We start from the raw sequence: 18,161 nt of genomic DNA, 5'->3' as shown, positions 1-18,161 counted from the left end.
GGCGCTGAACCGGAGGGGTGAGCGCGATGCCTGACATACGACCCACGGTGGGCTCCGGCGCGCTGGTCCTCAACGCCACCTACGAGCCGCTGTGTGTCGTGTCTGTTCGGCGTGCCGCCATCCTGGTGCTCACCGCCAAGGCTGTCTGCGTCGCCGATGGTGAGGGTGTCCTGCACAGCGCCCGGGACTCGCTGCCGGTGCCCTCGGTCGTGCGGCTCACCCACTTCGTCCGGGTGCCTTTTCGGGCCCACGTCGGGCTGTCCCGGCGGGCCATTTTCGCGCGGGACGGGTGGCGGTGCGCCTACTGCCGGGGCCCCGCGGAGACCATCGATCACGTCCTCCCGCGGAGCCGCGGTGGTCGGCACTCCTGGGAGAACGTGGTGGCGGCGTGCGCCCGGTGCAACCACACCAAGGGCGATAAGACCCCGGCCGAGTTGGGCTGGCGGCTCCCTGCCCCGCCGACGGCACCGAAGGGTATCGCGTGGCGGGTGCTCGGCCACCGACCTCCCGACCCGCGTTGGGTCGACTGGCTCGACCTGCGCGAGCCCGAAGCCGCCTGAGCGGCCTCGCCCGGTGGCTCAGCCGCTCCGCGCCTCGACCAGGGAGGCGAAGACCACCACATTGTCGGCGTAGCCGGTCTGACCGCCAACCCATTGGCCACCGCAGGTCACCAGCCGCAGGTTCGGTCGGTCGAAATCTCCGAACACCTGGTCGGTCGGGAATCGTTCCTTGGCGAACCGCTCCACCGAGTTGACCTCAAAGACCGCGACCTGCCCATCGGTCCGGTCCACCTCGACCCGGTCGCCGGCGCGGAGGTTCCGCAGTTCCTGGAACACCGCAGGCCCCGTGTCGGTGTCCACATGCCCGACGAGGACCGCCGGACCGTACTGCCCGGGTGTGGGGCCCTGGTCGTACCAGCCCGCCTCCTGGGCGCGAGCCGCGTCCGGCGCCGCGATAGTGCCGTCCGGTGCCAGCCCGACGCTGTGCACCGGGGCCGCGACATCGATGGCATCGATCTCTACGGCGACCGGATCGCTCGCTGGTAGCACCGGAAACTTCTTCGGTGGTGGTCGCAGACCGGCGGTGAACCGCTCCGGGAGGACACTGATGCCGGTCACCTGTTCCACCCCGAGCATGGCGATGATCAGCATCATTAGGGTTCCGATGGCCAGTACGGGTATCCCGGGGCTGCGGGAGAACCCCAGCCGCCGCCGGGCCGGTACCCACCGCCGCCGTGGATGCGGGGGTAGCGGCTCGGTGGCCGGGTCGGTGGTGACGACGCTCGCCGCGGACGCCTGCCCGGCGGCTCGGCGCAGCCGGCGGGCGGTCCCGGCGGCCAGCCGGGCAGCGGCCGACACCGCGCGCCGGGTGCCGGCCCGGACCGCCCGCTGTCGAGTACGTCTGTCTGCTCGGGCCATGGTGGCGGTCGGGTCAGGAACCGTTTCCGGTGCGGCGGTTCCCGAAGAAGCCGAAGCCGATGGCCAGCGCCACCGCCACCACGCCCCCGACCAGGAGGTAGGAGCCGGTGCGACCGACCGCGGTGCCGCCGGCACCGGTCGCCGGTCCCTTCGTCGGCTGGGACATGTTGAGTACTGTCAGTGTCGTGCTGGCGGTCTTGTTGTTTTCGCAGCGCAGGTCGACCCGGTAGTCGCCGGCCTCCTTGTTGCTCGGGATGGTGGCGTGGCCGGTGAGGAAGCCGTTGTCGGGTCGGAGGAAGACCTGACCATCGAAGGCGCCCGAGTGCACCGTCGCCTGACGGTTGTTGTCCCTGTCGCAGCTGGCCCGGAGGTCAACACGGGTGCCGGCCTGCGCCGGGTTCGGCGTGACCTCGATGAAGGTGTGCTCACCGGCGCTGGCAGGCGCGCCCCCGAACAGGACGAACGCCGCCACCAAGGCCAGCATGGCGAGTACGCGATGACGCCGCATGATTCCCCCTCCCGGTGTCGACCACCGGACCCTCCCCGGGTACCGCGGACTGCTTTCCCGCTGGCTTCCGGGCAAACCCCCGCGGGGGGTCAGCGGCGGCGGCGGGATGGAGCCGGCTCGCTGTTACCGGAGCCGGGTGGAGGGATCGGACGCCAGCCGAGTGGGGTGGAGAGCACCATCGTGCTGGACGGCTGGCCGTACGGAGCGAGCCGATCAATGACCGCCTCGAACTCCTCGATCGAGCCGGCGGTGACGGTCAGCATGCTGCACGCGTCGCCGGTGATCCGATGGATCTGCATGATCTCCGGCCAGGCCGTGGTCTCCGGGCTGTTGAGGATGCAGCGGGCCCCGTAGCAGGACATGCGGATCAGCGCGATCACCGTTCGCCCGGCTCGGGCCGGGTCCACGTGCGCGTGGTAGCCGGTGATGACACCGGTCTCCTCGAGCCGACGTACGCGCTCGGCTACCGCCGGTGGGGAGAGGTGTACCCGTCGGGACAACTCGCTGTACGACAGCCGGGCGTCGGCCTGTAGTTCGCGCAGCAGCGCCCAGTCCATCTCGTCCACACTGGGGAACCTTACGTTCTCCAACCGAATCTGGGGTATCGCCTTGCGATTGATAGGTGTACCGCCGTGAGAGCCGTTGTCTCGGCATTCCACTGGTGCGACTTGTCGCGGCATCATGACCGCTACCGCAGTACGGCCGGATGGCCAGCTCGAGCGGAGGGAGCGGACTGGTGGAACGAACAGAACTACGGGCGGCCACCTCGGCGGAGGTGCGGCCGGTAACCCCGCGACAACGCGCCACCCGAGCAGCCCGCAACGGCGGTGAGCCGACCCTGGAGTTCACTGGGCGGATTCCGTACGACGCCTACGTGCAGGCCAGCACTCTGCACCGGTTGCAGACGCCGCTGAGTAGCGATCCGGGCGAGATGTCCTTCCTCGTGACCAGCCAGATCATGGAGCTGTACTTCAACCTGACCTGTCACGAACTGCGCGAGACCCAGCGGCTGCTGCGGGCGGACCGGATTCCAGACACCCAGGCGCCGCTGCGTCGTGCCGCTCTGCACCTGGAAGGGCTGAACGCCGCCTGGCGGAGCCTGCGTTGGATGACCCCCGCCGACTTCAACCGGTTCCGTAACCTCCTCGGCGAGGGCTCGGGTTTCCAGTCGGCGATGTATCGCCACGTCGAGCTCCTGCTCGGCTTGCGCGATCCGGCCCTGATTCGCCCGTTCCGTCGGCAGGTCGAGGTGCATGCCGAACTGACCGCTGCCCTGAACGCCCCCAGCCTCTGGGACGACGTGCTCGCGCTGCTCGCCCGGCACGGTCACGAGCTTCCTCCGGAACTCCTCAATCGGGACGTCGCCGAGGAGCACCAGCCGCATCCGGCGGTGGAGGCGGCCTGGGTGCGGATCTACGCCGCCCGCCCCGACGACCAGTTTCGGCTGCTGGGCGAGGCACTGACCGAGGTGGCCGAGGGGTTCGGCGACTGGCGCTGGCACCACGTCAAGGCGGTGCAGCGGACGATGGGCGCCAAGGTCGGCAGCGGTGGCTCCGCCGGCCTGGCCTGGCTGCAGCGGAGCATGGCCCGGGTGGTCTTCCCGGAGCTGTGGTCAGCCCGGACCGAGATGTGAGCGGGGAGCGGAGCGAACGCATGCACAAGGAAGAGCTGAGCCAGGAGGAGAAGTCGGCGAACCGGTTGGACACCGCTGACCCCGGCCATCGGCACCTGTTCCACGTACCCCCCGCCGACGGCGGTCGCTACCAGCAGGCGGCATACCTGGCCGGAAACTCGCTGGGCCTGCAACCTCGGGCAACGAGGGACGAGTTGCTCGCCGACCTGGAGGCGTGGCGCCGTCTCGGGGTGGAGGGACACCTGGCGGCCGGTCGACCGTGGCTGCCCTACCACGAGTTGTTGACCGGGCCGACCGCCCGGCTGGTCGGCGCCCGGCCGGCGGAGGTGGTGGTGATGAACTCCCTCACCGTCAACCTGCACCTGCTGATGGTGAGCTTCTACCGGCCGACCGGCACCCGTACCCGGATCGTCATCGAGGACAGCGCCTTTCCTTCGGACAGCTACGCCGTCCGGAGCCAGGCCCGGTTCCACGGCCTTGACCCGGATACCGCGGTGCTACGCCTGGCTCCCCGTCCCGGCGAGGACACCCTGCGTACGGCCGACGTGCTTGACCTGCTCGCGACGGAGGGGGACACGATCGCGTTGGTGCTGCTCGGCGGCGTCAACTACCTGACCGGCGAGCTGATGGAGATCCCGGAGATCACCGCCGCCGGCCGGGCGGCCGGCGCGGTGGTCGGCTGGGATCTGGCGCACGCCGCGGGAAACGTCCCACTGGCGCTGCACGACTGGGATGTCGACTTCGCGGCGTGGTGCTCCTACAAGTACCTGAACTCCGGGCCGGGCGGGCTCTCCGGGGTGTTCGTCCACGAGCGCCACCTCGCCGATCCGACGCTGCCCCGGTTTGAGGGCTGGTGGAGCACCGAGGCGGCTACCCGGTTCGAGATGTCGCCGGTGGCCCGGCCGCCGGCGACGGCGGAGGCCTGGCAGGTCTCCAACCCACCGATCTTCGCGATGGGGCCGGTACGTACGTCGCTGGAGCTCTTCGACTCGGTCGGCATGACGGCGTTGCGGGAGCGCAGTATCCGGCTCACCGGCTACCTCGAGTGGCTACTGGACCAGGTCACCCCGGGGCGGCCCCTGGCGGTGGTCACTCCACGCGATCCGGCCCGTCGAGGCGCACAACTGTCGGTGCGGATCGGCACTGGGAGCGCCGCCGACCTGGCGAAGCGGCTGCGGTTGGAGCACGGGGTTGTCGCAGATGCGCGGGAGCCAGATGTTGTCCGCTTCGCACCGGTGCCGCTTTACTCGACGTACCACGATTGCTGGCGGGTGGCCAACGCGTTGGCCGCTACGGTGGAGGTGCACTGATGAGCACAGAGCGCGCTGAGGTCGCCGTCGTCGGTGCCGGACTCTCCGGCTGCCTGCTCGCTGCCTTCCTGGCCCGGCGGGGTTATCCGGTCGCCCTCTACGAACGCCGCCCCGACCCCCGGGCTGGTCGGGTTGAGCGGGGTCGCTCCATCAACCTGGCGCTCTCCGAACGAGGGCTGGACGCGCTGCGCCGGATCGGCCTGGACGCCCGGGTGATGGCCGACGCGTTGCCGATGCGGGGCCGGATGATTCATCCGGTGGACGGCGAGCCACAGTTTCAGGGCTACAGCGCGGCCGGGGACCGGGCGATCAACTCGATCAGTCGGGGGGCGCTGAACAACGCCCTGCTCTCCGCAGCCGCCGCGTTGCCGGGCGTGCGGGTCGCCTTCGACCACCGGTTGGTCGACCTCGACCCGGCCACCGGAGAAATGACCTTTGAAACTCCACAAGGGAAGGTCACGGATACCGCCTCGGTGGTCCTGGGCGCCGATGGCGCCGGTTCGGCGGTCCGTGGCCAGCTACTCGGCCACGGCCTGCTGCGGGAGAGCCTGGACTTTCTCGACTACGGCTACAAGGAGCTGACCATTCCGCCCATGGGCGGCGCCTTCGCGCTCGACCCGGAGGCACTGCACATCTGGCCGCGGGGCACCTCGATGATGATCGCGTTGCCGAACCCGGACCGCTCCTTCACCTGTACGCTCTTCTGGCCCACCCACGGCACCACGAGCTTCGCCTCACTGGGCAGCCAGGCGGCGATCGAGCGACACTTCGCGCAGCACTACCCGGATCTGCTCCCTCTCGCGCCGACCCTGGTGGACGACTATCTGCACAATCCGGTGGGAGTCCTCGGCACCGTCCGCTGTGACCCCTGGCAGGTGAACGGGAGAGTCGGGTTGCTCGGCGACGCGGCGCACGCCATCGTGCCGTTCTACGGTCAGGGCGCCAACTGCGCCTTCGAGGACGTGGTGGAGCTGGACCGCTGCCTCGACGAGTGTGCCGACGACTGGTCCGCGGCGCTACCGCTGTACCAACGCCGCCGGCAGGCCAACGCCGAGGCGATCGCCCAGATGGCGCTGACCAACTTCGTCGAGATGCGCGACCGGGTCGCCTCGCCGCTGTTCCAGCTCAGCCGACGGGTGGAGCAGGCGCTGGAGCGGGCGCTGCCCGGGCGATACGTGTCCCGGTACGAGCTGGTCTCCTTCTCGACCACCCCGTACGCGCAGGTGCGCCGTCGAGTCCGTCGCCAGCACCAGCTGCTGGGGGTGGTGGCCGGGGGCGCGGCGGCCCTGCTGGCCGGAGTGGTCGGGGCTGCGCTCCGCCGAGGGAGGCGCGGATGACCCGGTGGGATGCGCGCCAGATGACGGGCCGGGCACCGGATGGGCCGGCCCTGCTGCCCAACTTCATCGCCGGCGAGTTCGTTGCCGCTGGTCGCCGCTTCACCAAGCACAGCCCGGTCACCGGGGAGCCGATCTTCGAGGTCGTCGCCGCGGATCAGGCCGGAGTGGACGACGCGGTGGCCGCCGCCCGCGCCGCGCTGCGCGGCCCGTGGGGCCGGCTCGGCGAACGAGAGCGCGCCGAGGTGCTGCTCCGGGTCGCCGACGAGCTGGAGCGCCGCTTCGATGACCTGGTCACCGCGGAGGTGGCCGACACCGGTAAGCCGATTTCGCAGGCCCGCACGCTGGACATCCCGCGCGGCGCGGCCAACTTCCGTGCCTTCGCCGAGATCGCCGCGACCACACCGACCGAGTCGTTCAGCACCCGTACCCCCTCCGGTGGCCAGGCGCTGAACTACGCCCTGCGCAAGCCGGTGGGCGTGGTCGCCGTGATCGTCCCGTGGAACCTGCCGCTGCTCCTGCTCACCTGGAAGGTCGCGCCCGCGTTGGCGTGCGGCAACGCGGTGGTGGTCAAGCCCAGTGAGGAGACACCCGCCTCGGCGACCCTGCTCGCCGAGGTGATGGCCGCCGCCGGCGTGCCCGAGGGCGTCTTCAACGTCGTCCACGGCTTCGGGCCCGGCTCGGCGGGGGAGTTCCTCACCCGGCACCCGGACGTCGACGCGATCACCTTCACCGGCGAGTCGACCACCGGCGGAGCCATCATGCGGGCCGCCGCCGACGGGGTGAAGGCGGTCTCCTTCGAGCTGGGCGGCAAGAACGCCGGGCTGGTCTTCGCCGACGCCGACCTGTCGGCGGCGGTGGATGGCTCGGTGCGGTCCAGCTTCACCAACGGTGGCCAGGTCTGCCTCTGCACCGAACGCATCTATGTGCAGCGTCCGGTCTTCGCGGAGTTCACCGCCCGGCTGGCCGAGCGGGCCGCCGCACTGCCGTACGGGTGGCCCGCCGACGAGGCCACGATGAACATGCCGCTGATCTCGCCTACCCACCGGAAGAAGGTGCTCGGCCACTACGAGCTGGCCCGCACCGACGGGGCGGAGGTCCTCGCCGGCGGGAGTACGCCCCACTTCGGCGACGCCCGTGATGGCGGCGCGTACATCCAGCCGACGGTGCTCACCGGGCTCGGCCCGGATGCGCGGACCAACCGGGAGGAGATCTTCGGCCCGGTCGTGCACGTGGCGCCCTTCGACGACGAGGAGGAGGCGTACGCGTTGGCCAACGGCACCGAGTACGGCCTGGCGGCGGCGGTGTGGACCCGGGACGTGGGTCGGGCCCACCGGGCCGGTGCCCGGTTGGACGCGGGGATCGTCTGGGTCAACACCTGGTATCTGCGTGATCTGCGTACCCCGTTCGGCGGGGTGAAGGCCTCCGGCGTCGGCCGCGAGGGTGGCATTCATTCGCTGGGTTTCTATTCCGAGCTCACCAACGTCTGTGTGGACCTGACATGACCGTCGACTACGAGACCGCCGCCCGGGAGCTCATCGAGGCTCGGGAGAGCGGCAAACCCTGCCCGCCGTTGCGCGGGCGGCTCATCCCCGACGGGGACATTGACTCGGCGTACCTCGTGCAACAGGCGCAGGTACGCCAGTGGCTGCGGCGGGGGCACCGGCGAATCGGCGCCAAGATTGGTCTGACCTCCGCGGCCGTACAGGAGAGCCTTGGCGTCTACCAGCCGGACTTCGGGGTGCTGACCGAGGCCACGGCGGTGCCCGACGGGGTGGAGGTGCCACCTGGTCGGCTGCTCCAGCCCCGGGTGGAGGCCGAGATCGCGTTCGTGCTCGGCGCGGACCTAACGGACGAGCGGATCACTACCGCCGACCTGATCCGGGCGGTCGATCACCTGTTGCCGGCGATCGAGATTGTCGACTCCCGGATAGCCGGCTGGGACATCGCCATCGTGGACACCATCGCGGACAACGCCTCCAGCGGGCTGTTCGTGTTGGGTACCACGCCCCGCCGGCTCGCCGATGTGGACCTGCGTCTCGCCGGCATGGTGCTGGAGCAGGCCGGGGAGCCGGTCTCGGTCGGTGCCGCGGCGGCCTGTCTCGGCAACCCGCTGCACGCGCTGGCCTGGCTGGCCCGGACCCTCGCCCGCTCCGGTGATCCGCTGCGGGCGGGCGACGTGGTGCTCTCCGGGGCCCTTGGCCCGTTGGTGCCGGTGACGCCCGGCGCCGCATATGAGGCGCGGATTTCCGGCCTCGGATCGGTACGTACCTGCTTTGCGAAGGAGGTCGAGGAGTGAGCGTCGGGGTGGCAGTGCTCGGTTCCGGGAACATCGGGACCGACTTGATGATCAAAGTTTTGCGACTCAGTGACAGTCTGCGGATGGTCGCCATGGCGGGCATCGACCCAGACTCCGACGGACTGGCCCGGGCCCGGCGGCTTGGTGTCACCACCACCGCCGAGGGGGTGGCGGGGCTCGTGGCGCTGCCGGAGTTCACCGACGTGGCGCTGGTTTTCGACGCCACCTCGGCCGGGGCGCACCGACACCACGACGCCGTGCTGCGCGCCCACGGTCGGACCGTGGTCGACCTGACCCCCGCCGCGGTCGGTCCGTACGTGGTGCCGCCGGTCAATCTGGACGAACACCTGCAGGAAACCAACGTCAACATGGTCACCTGCGGCGGGCAGGCGACCGTGCCGATCGTCGCCGCTGTCGACCGGGTCACCCCAGTCGCGTACGGGGAGATCGTCGCCTCAATCTCCGCGAAGTCGGCCGGGCCGGGTACCCGGGCCAACATCGACGAGTTCACCGAGACCACCGCCCGGGCGATCGAGGTGGTCGGCGGCGCCGAGCTGGGCAAGGCCATCATCGTGCTCAACCCGGCCGATCCGCCGCTGCTGATGCGGGACACCGTGTACTGCCTCTGCCCGGACCCCGACGCGGACCGCGCCGCGATCGCCACCGCCATCGCCGACATGGTCCGGGACGTACAGGAGTACGTCCCCGGTTACCGCCTGAAACAGGATGTGCAGTTCGACCGGGTGGACAGCTATCTACCGGCGCTCGGTCGACGCCTCACCGGCCTGCAGGTCTCGGCGTTCCTGGAGGTCTCCGGCGCCGGGCACTACCTGCCCACGTACGCGGGCAACCTGGACATCATGACCTCGGCCGCGCTGCGCACCGCGGAGCGGCTGATCGTCCGGCGGGCGGTGACGGCATGACTCAGCTCTACCTCCAGGATGTGACGCTGCGGGACGGGATGCACGCCATCGCCCACCGCTACACCGTTGACCAGGTGCGCACGATCGCCGCCGCCCTCGACAGCGCCGGAATCGCGGCGATCGAGGTGGCGCACGGCGATGGGCTGGCCGGGTCGAGTGTCAACTACGGGCACGGTGCGGCGAGTGACGCGGAGTGGATCGCGGCGGCGGCCGAGGTGCTGACCACCGCGCGGCTGACCACGCTGCTGGTCCCCGGAATCGGCACCATCGCCGACCTGAGGGCGGCGCGGGCCCTCGGCGTGACCAGTGTTCGGATCGCCACCCACTGCACCGAGGCCGACATCTCCGCCCAGCACATCGGCTGGGCCCGGGAGAACGGGATGGACGTCTCCGGGTTCCTGATGATGGCCCACATGAACGACCCGGCCGCCCTCGCGGCGCAGGCCAAGCTCATGGAGTCGTACGGGGCGCACTGCGTCTACGTCACCGACTCCGGCGGTCGGCTGCTGATGTCCGATGTGGCCGAGCGGGTTGACGCCTACCGTCAGGTGCTCGAACCGGAGACACAGATCGGCATCCACGCCCACCACAACCTCTCGCTCGGGGTGGCGAACAGTGTGGTCGCGGTGGAGCACGGCCGGATCCTCGGCGATGGGCCGCTGGACTCGCCGGCCGGCCGAACCGTCCGGGTTGACGCCTCCCTCGCCGGGCAGGGCGCGGGCGCGGGCAACGCGCCGCTGGAGGTCTTCGTCGCGGTCGCCGAGTTGCACGGCTGGGAGCACGGCTGTGATGTCTTCGCGTTGATGGACGCGGCGGAGGACGTGGTCCGGCCGTTGCAGGACCGACCGGTGCGGGTGGACCGGGAGACGCTCTCGTTGGGCTACGCCGGCGTCTACTCCAGTTTCCTGCGGCACGCCGAGCGGGCTTCCGAACGCTACGGCGTGGATGTCCGCTCGATCCTGGTCGAGTTGGGCCGGCGTCAGATGGTCGGTGGCCAGGAGGACATGATCGTGGATGTGGCGCTGGACCTGGCCGGCAAGGAGGAGACGTGATCGGAGTAGATATCGCCGGGATCGCCGGCCAACTGGTCGCGGCGGCTGACCGGGGTACGGCGATCGGCCAGCTCGCCGCCGAGACCGGGCTCGACGTTGACGCCGCGTACGCGGTGCAGGCCGAGTTGGTGCGGCGCCGGCTGGACCGGGGTGAGCAGCTGGTGGGCCTGAAGATGGGGCTGACCAGTAAGGCGAAGATGGCCCAGGTCGGGGTGGACGAGGTGATCTGGGGCCGGCTCACCGACCGGATGCGGGTCGCCGACGGCGGGACCGTCTCCGTCGGAGACTTCATCCATCCGCGGGTGGAGCCGGAGGTCGCCTTCCTGCTGGACCGGCAGCCCGAGCCGGGCGAGCCGGTCGCGGAGTTCGCCACCGCGGTCCGCGCGGTCGCCCCGGCCATCGAGCTGATCGACTCCCGGTACGCGGACTTCACCTTCTCCCTGCCGGATGTCATCGCCGACAACACGTCGGCGGGGGCTTTCGTGGTGGGGCCGTGGTGCCCGGTTCCGGATGGCCTGGACAATCTTGGCGTGTTGCTGGAGATCGATGGTCAGGTCGCCCAGGTGGGGTCAACCGCGGCGATCCTCGGCGACCCACGCCGCGCCTTCGACGAGGGGGTCCGCCTCGCCGGCCAGCGTGGGGTTCGGCTCCACCCGGGCTGGGTCTTTCTGGCCGGCGCCGCAACGGCCGCCGTCGCCCTGCGACCCGGCGCGCACGTCCGCGCGGTGGTGGAGAAGCTCGGGACCGCGTCGCTGCGGGCGGCGGCGTGACCGGCGGGGCGCCACCGGCGCCGCAGCTCGGCGCGCGGGCAGCCGCCCGGGTGGTGGCGGGGAAGGCCGTGCCGCGTGGGGCGTTCCCGCACGTCAAGGTCGCCGGTGGCTTCATCTTCGTCTCCGGCACCTCTTCCCGCCGTCCGGACAACACCTTCGCGGGTGTCGCCGTTGACGGGTTCGGCACCACCGACCTCGATATCCGGGCTCAGACCCGGGCGGTGATCGCGAACATCCGGGATCTGCTCCAACCGGTCGGTGCCGGGCTGGCCGACCTGGTGCAGGTGACCAGCTACCTGGTCAACATGAACGACTTCGGTGGCTACAACGAGGTGTGGGCAGAGTTCTTCGACGCGAGCGGACCGACTCGGACCACCGTGGCGGTCCACCAGCTACCGCACCCACACCTGTTGATCGAAATGCAGGCCGTCGCCCTGCGCCCCGAAGGAGGCCCGTTATGAGCGAGATCGCTGAGCCGTTCAGCTTTCCCGGTTGGATCGTGGACAACCAGCACCTGCTGAAGCCGCCGGTGGGCAACAAGGAGCTGCTCCCCGGCAGTTCCGACTTCATCGTCATGGTCGTCGGCGGGCCGAACCAGCGCACCGATTATCACGTTGAGCCGTACGAAGAGTTCTTTTACCAGGTCAAGGGGGGCATGCACGTCAACCTGATGCTCCCGGACGGGCCGCAGACGGTACACATCCGCGAGGGGCAGATGTGGATGCTGCCGCGCGGAGTTCCGCACTCACCGCAGCGGCCGGAGGCCGGCTCGATCGGTTTGGTGATCGAGCGGGTCCGTGCGGAGGGCACCCTGGAACGGTTCCAGTGGTACTGCCCCGAGTGCACCAACAAGGTGCACGAGGTGGAGTTGCAGGTCCGGGATATCGCCGCCGACCTGCCTCCGGTCTTCGCCACCTTCTACGCCGACGAGGCGGCGCGGACCTGTGACCAGTGCGGCACGCTGCATCCGGGCAAGGGCTGATGGGTAACCCCGTCATTGACGTGCACTCGCACGCCGTACCGCGGGGTTGGCCGGATCTCGCCGCGGCCTGCGGCGGCTCTGGCTGGCCCTGGCTACGGGTCGACTCCGAGCGCGCCGCGATGATCATGGTCGGCGAGATGGAGTTCCGCCCGGTCGGCGCGGAGTGTTGGGACCCGGCGATCCGATTGGCGGACATGGCCGCCGACGGTGTCGACGTGCAGGTGGTCTCGCCCACGCCCGTCTTCTTCTGCTACGACCGCCCCGCCGCCCAGGCGGTCAGGGTGGCTCGGATCTTCAACGACCGAATGCTGGAGATCACGGCCGCCGGCGCTGGCCGGTTGGTTCCGTTCTGCCAGGTGCCGTTGCAGGACCCGGAGGTCGCCAGCGCCGAGCTGGACCGTTGTCTCGCCGCCGGACACGCCGGGGTGGAGATCGGCAACCACGTCGGCGACCTTGACCTGGACGACAGCGGCATCGTCGAGTTCCTCACCCACTGCGCCGAGGTCGGCGCGCCGGTCTTCGTCCATCCGTGGGACATGCCCGGCGGGCCGCGGCTGGATCGGTGGATGGCGCGGTGGCTTACCGGGATGCCGGCCGAGACCCACCTGTCGGTGCTGGCAATGATCCTCGGCGGGGTCTTCGACCGGGTGCCGGAGACATTGCGGATCTGCTTCGCGCACGGGGGCGGCAGCTTCCCGTTCTGGTTGGGCCGCGCGGACAACGCCTGGCACCGTCGCGGGAATCTGGTCCGCGGCGCCTCGTCCCGGCCCCCCAGCTCGTACGTGGACCGGTTCTTCGTCGACTCGGTGGTGTTCGAACCGCCGGCGCTGCGGCTGTTGGTCGACACGATCGGCGTTGACCAGGTGCTGCTCGGCAGCGACTATCCATATCCGTTGGGGGAGCGGCCGGTCGGCGCGGTCGTGCACCGCTCCGATTTCCTCACTCCGGACCAACGCGCCGGCCTGCTCGGCGGTAACGCACTGCGCTTTCTCTCCCCCCGGGGGCAGGGCGAACCCACCACAGCCGACCCGTACGGCCTGTCGGGGCAGTGGCCCGATCGGGCAGCGGGCAGGATAACGGTATGACCGAGGCGCACGATCTGACCGCACTGGAGCAGGCCGCCGCGATCGCTAGCGGCGAGCGGACCAGCCGGGAACTGGTCGAACACCATCTGACCCGGGTGGCGGCGCTCGGTGACACCGTCGGCGCGTTCGTCACCGTGACCCCGGAGGCGGCTCTCGCCGCCGCCGACGCGGCTGACGCCGTGCCGCTCCCCGCGCGGGGGCCGTTGCACGGCGTGCCGACGGCGATCAAGGATCTGACCCTCACCGCCGGTGTGCGCACGACCTTCGGCTCCGCTGCCTTCGCCGACTTCGTACCGCCGGTCGACGCGGACGTGGTCCGATTCATCCGGGCCGCCGGCCTGGTCAGCCTCGGCAAGACCACCACCTCCGAGTTGGGCTGCTCGCTCTACTCCGAGGGGCGGGTCGCTCCGCCGGCCCGTAACCCGTGGGATCTGTCCTACACCGCCGGTGGCTCCAGCGGTGGTGCGGCGGCCGCAGTGGCGGCCGGTCTCCTTCCGGTGGCTCAGGGCTCCGACGGCGGCGGCTCGCTGCGTATCCCCGCCTCGATGTGCGGGTTGGTCGGCTACAAACCCAGCCGCGGGGTGGTCTCCGGCGGTCCGGTCGGCTTCGGCGCGTACGGCCTGCCGACCAGCGGCCCGATCGGGCGGACCGTGGCCGACGTGGCCGCGTTGCTCGACGTGTTGGCTCAGCCGGTTCCCGGTGAGCCCTACCTGGCGCCGCCACCGCCGGCTGGGGGCTGGCTCGCGGCGGCCCGGACCGCGACGCCGGGCCGACTGCGGATCGGCCGCTTCACCACCCCGATGCTCGCCGATGAGCCGGTCCACCCGGACTGTGTCGCCGCCGTGGACCAGGCCGCCGCACTGTTCACCGCCGCTGGGCATGAGGTGGTCGAGGTGCCGCCGCCGTTGACGCCGACGGCCTGGCCGCTGTTCGAGACCGTCTGGTACGTGCTCTCGCTCGCCCCGGTGCCGCCCGAGCGAGAGCGTCAGCTGCTGCCGTTGACCCGGCTGCTGCGGGACCGCGGGGCGGCGATCTCCGCCGCCAGCCTCACCGCCGCGCTCGGCGAGCTCCAGGCGCAGGTCCGGCTCGGGTTACGCCGGACCGCCGGCTGCGATCTGCTGCTCTGTCCCACGCTCGCCGCGCCGCAGGCGCCGGTGGGCTGGTTTACCGATGTTCGTGACCCGGCGGACGACTTCGACCGTCAACGACGTTTTTCACCGTATTGCGCCATCTTTAACGTCACGGGTGACCCCTCGGTGTCGCTCCCGGTGGGTGCCACCGCCGACGGGCTGCCGGTCGGGGTCCTCCTCAGCGGCCGGCAGGGCGACGACGCGCGGCTGCTCGCCGCCGCTGCCCAGCTGGAGCAGCTCAGTGGGGGATGGGATCACCACCCCGCAATCTGGCGGGCGGTTGACTCCGCTAACGTGAATACCACAAGCGGAGTCGGGGAATCGTCCACCTGACCGTCCACCCGACCCGGATTCCTGGTCTCTCTTTCGCCTGGGGGCGTTGGGATTGTCTGTAACCGATACGTTGCTGGTCTTCGTCGGAATCCCGGCGGTAGCAGCGCTGGTAATCGCTGGTGTGGCATACGCCGCCAGCAGCCGCGGCGTTGGTGGCGGTGGTAAGCGCTACCGGCCCGGCCGGCCCTTCGACTTCACTCCGGTCTGGTTCTTGAGTAGTCCGGAGGAGCTGGCCGACGCGGCGGGCACCGCACTGACCGCCGGCGCCCAGGCGCCCGCGCTGACGGGCCGTAAGCAGGAGCAGGCCGGCCAGCAGGTGCCGGCCGGTGGAACCGGAGGCGCAAGTGACCGTTGGTGAGCTGCAGTCGTCGTCCGAGACGGCGGCCCCGCCGGAGCTGGACGGCCCGTTCTCGACCCGCCAGCTGCTCCGCGTTGACGAGGCCATGCGCCTGGCCGACGAGAGCACCGGGCTGACCTTCTCGATTTTCGTCGGTGGTCTCGACGAGCCGGTCCGGGAGGACGCCGAGCGGCGGCACCGCCAGCTCGCCGACCCCGACCGGTCGGTCCTGATCGCGATCTCGCCGAACCAGCGGCAGCTGGAGATCGTCACCGGCCAGCACGCCCGCCGGCGCATCCCGGACACGTACGCGCGGCTCGCCGCGCTGTCGATGGTGGCGGCCTTCGGTGGCGGCGACCTCACCGGTGGCATCGTCACCGGCCTCGACCAGCTGGCCAGCCACGCCGGTAAGGGCTGCTGACACCCGGCAAGCACTCGGCCCGGGGCCGGTGCGAAGCGTTCGCTTCGCACCGGCCCCGGGCCGTCGCATGTCAGCCGCTTCGGGCGTCCCGCTCCCGGGCCTTGAGGGCCCGGACGACGCCGTCGCGGCCCTCGGCGACCAGCCGCCGTAGTGGTGCCGGTTGGCCCGCGCCGGCCAGCCACTCGTCGGTCGCCGTCACGGTCTCCTCCTCAACCAGGTACGCCGGGTAAGCCAGCAGGACGAACTCCTGCGCCGGCTCACTGTCCCGGCTGGCCCAGACCTGCGCGATGGTGGCGAAGTACCGCTCCCGGTAGGGGCGGACCAGCTCGACCTGCGTCGGGTGGGCGAAGCCCCGCAACAGTGCGCGGTGCCGCCAGTTCGGCAGCGGCTCCGGACCGGTCAACCTGGCCCAGACGGCTGCCTTGTTCTCCGGCGTCGGCACGAGCGCGTGCGCGTGCGCGGCTTCCCGCTCGCCGCTGGCGGTGCGGTCGGTGGCCAGCTCCGCCTCGATGTCGTCGGGACCCGCCGCGCCGTTGGTCACCAGCGCGGTGAGCACCACCCACCGCAGCTCGGTGTCCATGCGCAGGCCGGACGGGACCCCGTTCCCCTCCAGCCAGCCCCGCAACGTCGCCAGGTCCTCAGCCGACCGACCGGCGGAGGCGTACGCCCGAGCCCAGGCGAGCTGGAAGCCGCTGCCCGGCTCGGCGGCGGCGAGGGCGGTCTTCGCCGTCCGGGCCAGGTCGGCCCAGCCGCTCGGTGCCCACGTCGGGTCGGCGTAGAAGGTGAGCGCGGTGGTGGCCTGCCGCAGGGTGGCGGTGACCAGATTGATGTCGGTCTCGGCGGGGAGGCCGGCGAGCACCAGCGCCACGTAGTCCCGCGCGGCCAGCTCGGCGTCGCGGATCATGTCCCACGCGGCAGTCCAGCACAGCGCCCGCGCCAGCGACGACTCGAAGCCGGTGATGTGCTGCACCACGGTGGCCATCGACCGCTCGTCGAGCCGCAGCTTGGTGTAGGTCAGGTCGTCGTCGTTGAGCAGTAGCACGTCCGCGGCGGGAACCCCGGCCAGCTCGGTCAGCTCGGTCGTCTCGCCGACGACGTCAACCTCCAACCGCGAGCGGCGGACCAGCCGGCCATCGGTGCGGTCGTAGAGGCCGACGCCGATCCGGTGGGTGCGCAGGGTCGGGTGGTCGGCCGGCGCCTCCTGACGGACCACGACCCGCTGGTAGTTGCCGTCGGCGCCGATCGTCAGCTCTGGGCGCAGCGTGTTCACCTGGGCGGTCTCCAGCCACTGTGCGGCGAACTTGCGCAGCTCGCGCCCGGAGGCCGCCTCCAGCTCGGAGAGCAGGTCGTCGAAGGTGGCGTTACCCCAGGCATGCTTGCGGAAGTACGACCGGAGCCCGGCCAGGAACGGCTCCTCGCCTACGTACGCGACGAGCTGCTTGAGCACGCTCGCACCCTTGGCGTACGTGATCCCGTCGAAGTTGACCTCGACCGCCTCCAGGTCCGGCATCTCGCAGTAGACCGGGTGGGTGGAGGAGAGCTGGTCCTGTCGGTAACCCCAGTTCTTCCGGACGGAGAGGAAGGTGGTCCACGCCTCGGCGAAGCGGGTCGCGTGGGTGTTGCACCAGTGGCTGGCCCACTCGGCGAACGACTCGTTCAGCCAGAGGTCGTTCCACCAGCGCATGGTGACCAGATCACCGAACCACATGTGCGCCAGCTCGTGCAGGATCGTGTTGGCGCGCTGCTCGTACTCGAAGTCGGTGACCTGCGACCGGAAGATGAACAGCGACTCGGCGTGCGTGACACAGCCGAAGTTCTCCATCGCGCCCGCGTTGAAGTCCGGCACCCAGAGCTGGTCGTACTTGGGCAGCGGGTATCGAATGTCGAACTGGGCGTGGAAGAAGTCGAAGCCCTGCTTCGTGATCAGGAAGAGGTCGTCGGCGTCCAGGTACTGCGCCATTGATGCGCGGACGAAGACGCCCAGGTCGATGCCGTCGTGGCTGTCCCGCACCTCGTGGTAGGGCCCGGCGCAGAGCGCGGTGATGTAGGTGCTCATCCGCACCGACTCCACGAAGTGGACCGTCTTGCCGCCCTCGCCGGCCGGCTCCTCCCGCTCCACCGGCATGTTGGAGACGACCTTCCAGTGCTCCGGCACGGTGGCGTGCCAGGTGTAGACACTCTTCAGGTCGGGTTGGTCGAAGGCCGCGTAGACCCGTTGCGCGTCCGCCGTCTCGAACTGGCTGTAGAGGTAGGTCTCGCCGTCAACCGGATCCACCGTGCGGTGTAGCCCCTGACCGCTGTTGGAGTACGCGAAGTCCGCATCCACCACGAGGGTGTTCTCGGCGGCCAGGTCGGGCAGGGTGAGCCCTGTCTCCGCCGACCAGCCACCCAGCTCCAGCGGGCTGCCGTTCAGGGTGGCCGACCGTACCGAATCCGCGGCGACCTCGATGAAGGTACTCGCACCCGGCTCACTGCATCGGAACCGGACCTCGGTCCGGGACCGGAACGTGTGGCCCTCGGCCTGCACGGCGCTCGACAAGTCCAGGTTGATGTCGTACCCGGTCACGTCGAGTAGCCGGCTTCGCTCGGTGGCCTCCGCCTGCGTCAGGTTGCGCACTCCCGGCAC

At 70.5% G+C, this 18,161-nt stretch carries 19 protein-coding genes; 15 read left to right on the top strand and 4 right to left on the bottom strand.

The genetic code is table 11. The annotated features are described in order from the left end of the window. The first annotated feature begins 26 nt into the window (after positions 1 to 26). Complete coding sequence (locus SALPAC4_RS0103410) at positions 27 to 560, top strand: HNH endonuclease (protein WP_027644738.1); 534 nt, start codon at positions 27 to 29, stop codon at positions 558 to 560. Between the two features lie 18 nt (positions 561 to 578). On the opposite strand, the gene SALPAC4_RS0103405 is transcribed toward SALPAC4_RS0103410, so the two are convergent. The 3 genes from SALPAC4_RS0103405 to SALPAC4_RS0103395 all read right to left on the bottom strand — a co-directional run bounded on the left by SALPAC4_RS0103405 (position 579) and on the right by SALPAC4_RS0103395 (position 2,492). Next, entirely contained in the window at positions 579 to 1,418 is an 840-nt protein-coding gene (locus SALPAC4_RS0103405) for a class F sortase (RefSeq protein ID WP_027644739.1), read from the bottom strand. A 13-nt stretch (positions 1,419 to 1,431) separates the two neighbouring features. Beyond that, the gene (locus SALPAC4_RS0103400) at positions 1,432 to 1,902 is read right to left on the bottom strand and encodes a hypothetical protein (protein WP_027644740.1); all 471 of its coding nucleotides are present in this window, start codon (positions 1,900 to 1,902) and stop codon (positions 1,432 to 1,434) included. A gap of 113 nt (positions 1,903 to 2,015) precedes the next feature. Beyond that, the gene (locus SALPAC4_RS0103395) at positions 2,016 to 2,492 is read right to left on the bottom strand and encodes an Lrp/AsnC family transcriptional regulator (protein WP_019869168.1); all 477 of its coding nucleotides are present in this window, start codon (positions 2,490 to 2,492) and stop codon (positions 2,016 to 2,018) included. Between the two features lie 170 nt (positions 2,493 to 2,662). Between SALPAC4_RS0103395 and SALPAC4_RS0103390 the strand changes: the two genes are divergently transcribed. Genes SALPAC4_RS0103390 through SALPAC4_RS0103325 form a run of 14 tightly spaced genes read left to right on the top strand, consistent with a single transcriptional unit; the run spans position 2,663 to position 15,535 of the window. Beyond that, entirely contained in the window at positions 2,663 to 3,559 is an 897-nt protein-coding gene (locus tag SALPAC4_RS0103390) for a tryptophan 2,3-dioxygenase (RefSeq protein ID WP_018737739.1), read from the top strand. Between the two features lie 20 nt (positions 3,560 to 3,579). Beyond that, the gene (gene kynU, locus SALPAC4_RS0103385; protein ID WP_019869167.1) at positions 3,580 to 4,869 is read left to right on the top strand and encodes a kynureninase; all 1,290 of its coding nucleotides are present in this window, start codon (positions 3,580 to 3,582) and stop codon (positions 4,867 to 4,869) included. Next, positions 4,869 to 6,206 (top strand): FAD-dependent oxidoreductase, encoded by a 1,338-nt coding sequence (locus SALPAC4_RS0103380; protein WP_019869166.1) that lies wholly within the window; start codon positions 4,869 to 4,871, stop codon positions 6,204 to 6,206. The genes kynU and SALPAC4_RS0103380 overlap by 1 nt, the downstream gene beginning before the upstream one ends. A gap of 20 nt (positions 6,207 to 6,226) precedes the next feature. After that, positions 6,227 to 7,708, top strand: coding sequence for a 2-hydroxymuconic semialdehyde dehydrogenase (locus tag SALPAC4_RS0103375; RefSeq protein ID WP_019869165.1), 1,482 nt, complete (start codon positions 6,227 to 6,229; stop codon positions 7,706 to 7,708). Next, positions 7,705 to 8,502 (top strand): 2-keto-4-pentenoate hydratase, encoded by a 798-nt coding sequence (locus tag SALPAC4_RS0103370; RefSeq protein ID WP_019869164.1) that lies wholly within the window; start codon positions 7,705 to 7,707, stop codon positions 8,500 to 8,502. Before SALPAC4_RS0103375 ends, SALPAC4_RS0103370 begins: the two co-directional genes overlap by 4 nt. Beyond that, positions 8,499 to 9,425, top strand: coding sequence for an acetaldehyde dehydrogenase (acetylating) (locus tag SALPAC4_RS0103365; protein WP_018732791.1), 927 nt, complete (start codon positions 8,499 to 8,501; stop codon positions 9,423 to 9,425). Before SALPAC4_RS0103370 ends, SALPAC4_RS0103365 begins: the two co-directional genes overlap by 4 nt. Further along, positions 9,422 to 10,477 carry a 4-hydroxy-2-oxovalerate aldolase gene (dmpG, locus tag SALPAC4_RS0103360; protein WP_019869163.1) on the top strand — a complete coding sequence of 352 codons (1,056 nt, stop codon included), beginning with the start codon at positions 9,422 to 9,424 and terminating at the stop codon, positions 10,475 to 10,477. Before SALPAC4_RS0103365 ends, dmpG begins: the two co-directional genes overlap by 4 nt. Then, a complete protein-coding gene (locus SALPAC4_RS0103355) occupies positions 10,474 to 11,247 on the top strand; it encodes a 2-keto-4-pentenoate hydratase (protein ID WP_018732793.1) in 774 nt (257 codons plus the stop codon). Before dmpG ends, SALPAC4_RS0103355 begins: the two co-directional genes overlap by 4 nt. Beyond that, positions 11,244 to 11,708 (top strand): RidA family protein, encoded by a 465-nt coding sequence (locus SALPAC4_RS0103350; protein ID WP_018737744.1) that lies wholly within the window; start codon positions 11,244 to 11,246, stop codon positions 11,706 to 11,708. Before SALPAC4_RS0103355 ends, SALPAC4_RS0103350 begins: the two co-directional genes overlap by 4 nt. Further along, complete coding sequence (locus SALPAC4_RS0103345; protein ID WP_018734789.1) at positions 11,705 to 12,229, top strand: 3-hydroxyanthranilate 3,4-dioxygenase; 525 nt, start codon at positions 11,705 to 11,707, stop codon at positions 12,227 to 12,229. The genes SALPAC4_RS0103350 and SALPAC4_RS0103345 overlap by 4 nt, the downstream gene beginning before the upstream one ends. Continuing rightward, the gene (locus tag SALPAC4_RS0103340) at positions 12,229 to 13,314 is read left to right on the top strand and encodes an amidohydrolase family protein (protein ID WP_019869162.1); all 1,086 of its coding nucleotides are present in this window, start codon (positions 12,229 to 12,231) and stop codon (positions 13,312 to 13,314) included. Before SALPAC4_RS0103345 ends, SALPAC4_RS0103340 begins: the two co-directional genes overlap by 1 nt. After that, positions 13,311 to 14,777 (top strand): amidase, encoded by a 1,467-nt coding sequence (locus SALPAC4_RS0103335; RefSeq protein WP_019869161.1) that lies wholly within the window; start codon positions 13,311 to 13,313, stop codon positions 14,775 to 14,777. Before SALPAC4_RS0103340 ends, SALPAC4_RS0103335 begins: the two co-directional genes overlap by 4 nt. Before the next feature lie 52 nt (positions 14,778 to 14,829). Beyond that, on the top strand, positions 14,830 to 15,135 hold the full coding sequence (gene ctaJ, locus SALPAC4_RS0103330) for an aa3-type cytochrome oxidase subunit CtaJ (RefSeq protein ID WP_449619067.1): 306 nt from the start codon (positions 14,830 to 14,832) through the stop codon (positions 15,133 to 15,135). Further along, a complete protein-coding gene (locus SALPAC4_RS0103325) occupies positions 15,122 to 15,535 on the top strand; it encodes a DUF5130 family protein (RefSeq protein ID WP_018216662.1) in 414 nt (137 codons plus the stop codon). The genes ctaJ and SALPAC4_RS0103325 overlap by 14 nt, the downstream gene beginning before the upstream one ends. A 70-nt stretch (positions 15,536 to 15,605) precedes the next feature. On the opposite strand, the gene pepN is transcribed toward SALPAC4_RS0103325, so the two are convergent. Beyond that, entirely contained in the window at positions 15,606 to 18,152 is a 2,547-nt protein-coding gene (gene pepN / locus SALPAC4_RS0103320) for an aminopeptidase N (protein WP_019869160.1), read from the bottom strand. Between the last annotated feature and the right edge of the window lie 9 nt (positions 18,153 to 18,161).

The organism is Salinispora oceanensis, assembly GCF_000383575.1.
GTDB classification, from domain to species: domain Bacteria; phylum Actinomycetota; class Actinomycetes; order Mycobacteriales; family Micromonosporaceae; genus Micromonospora; species Micromonospora oceanensis.
This window is presented reverse-complemented; position numbering and strand designations above follow the sequence as displayed.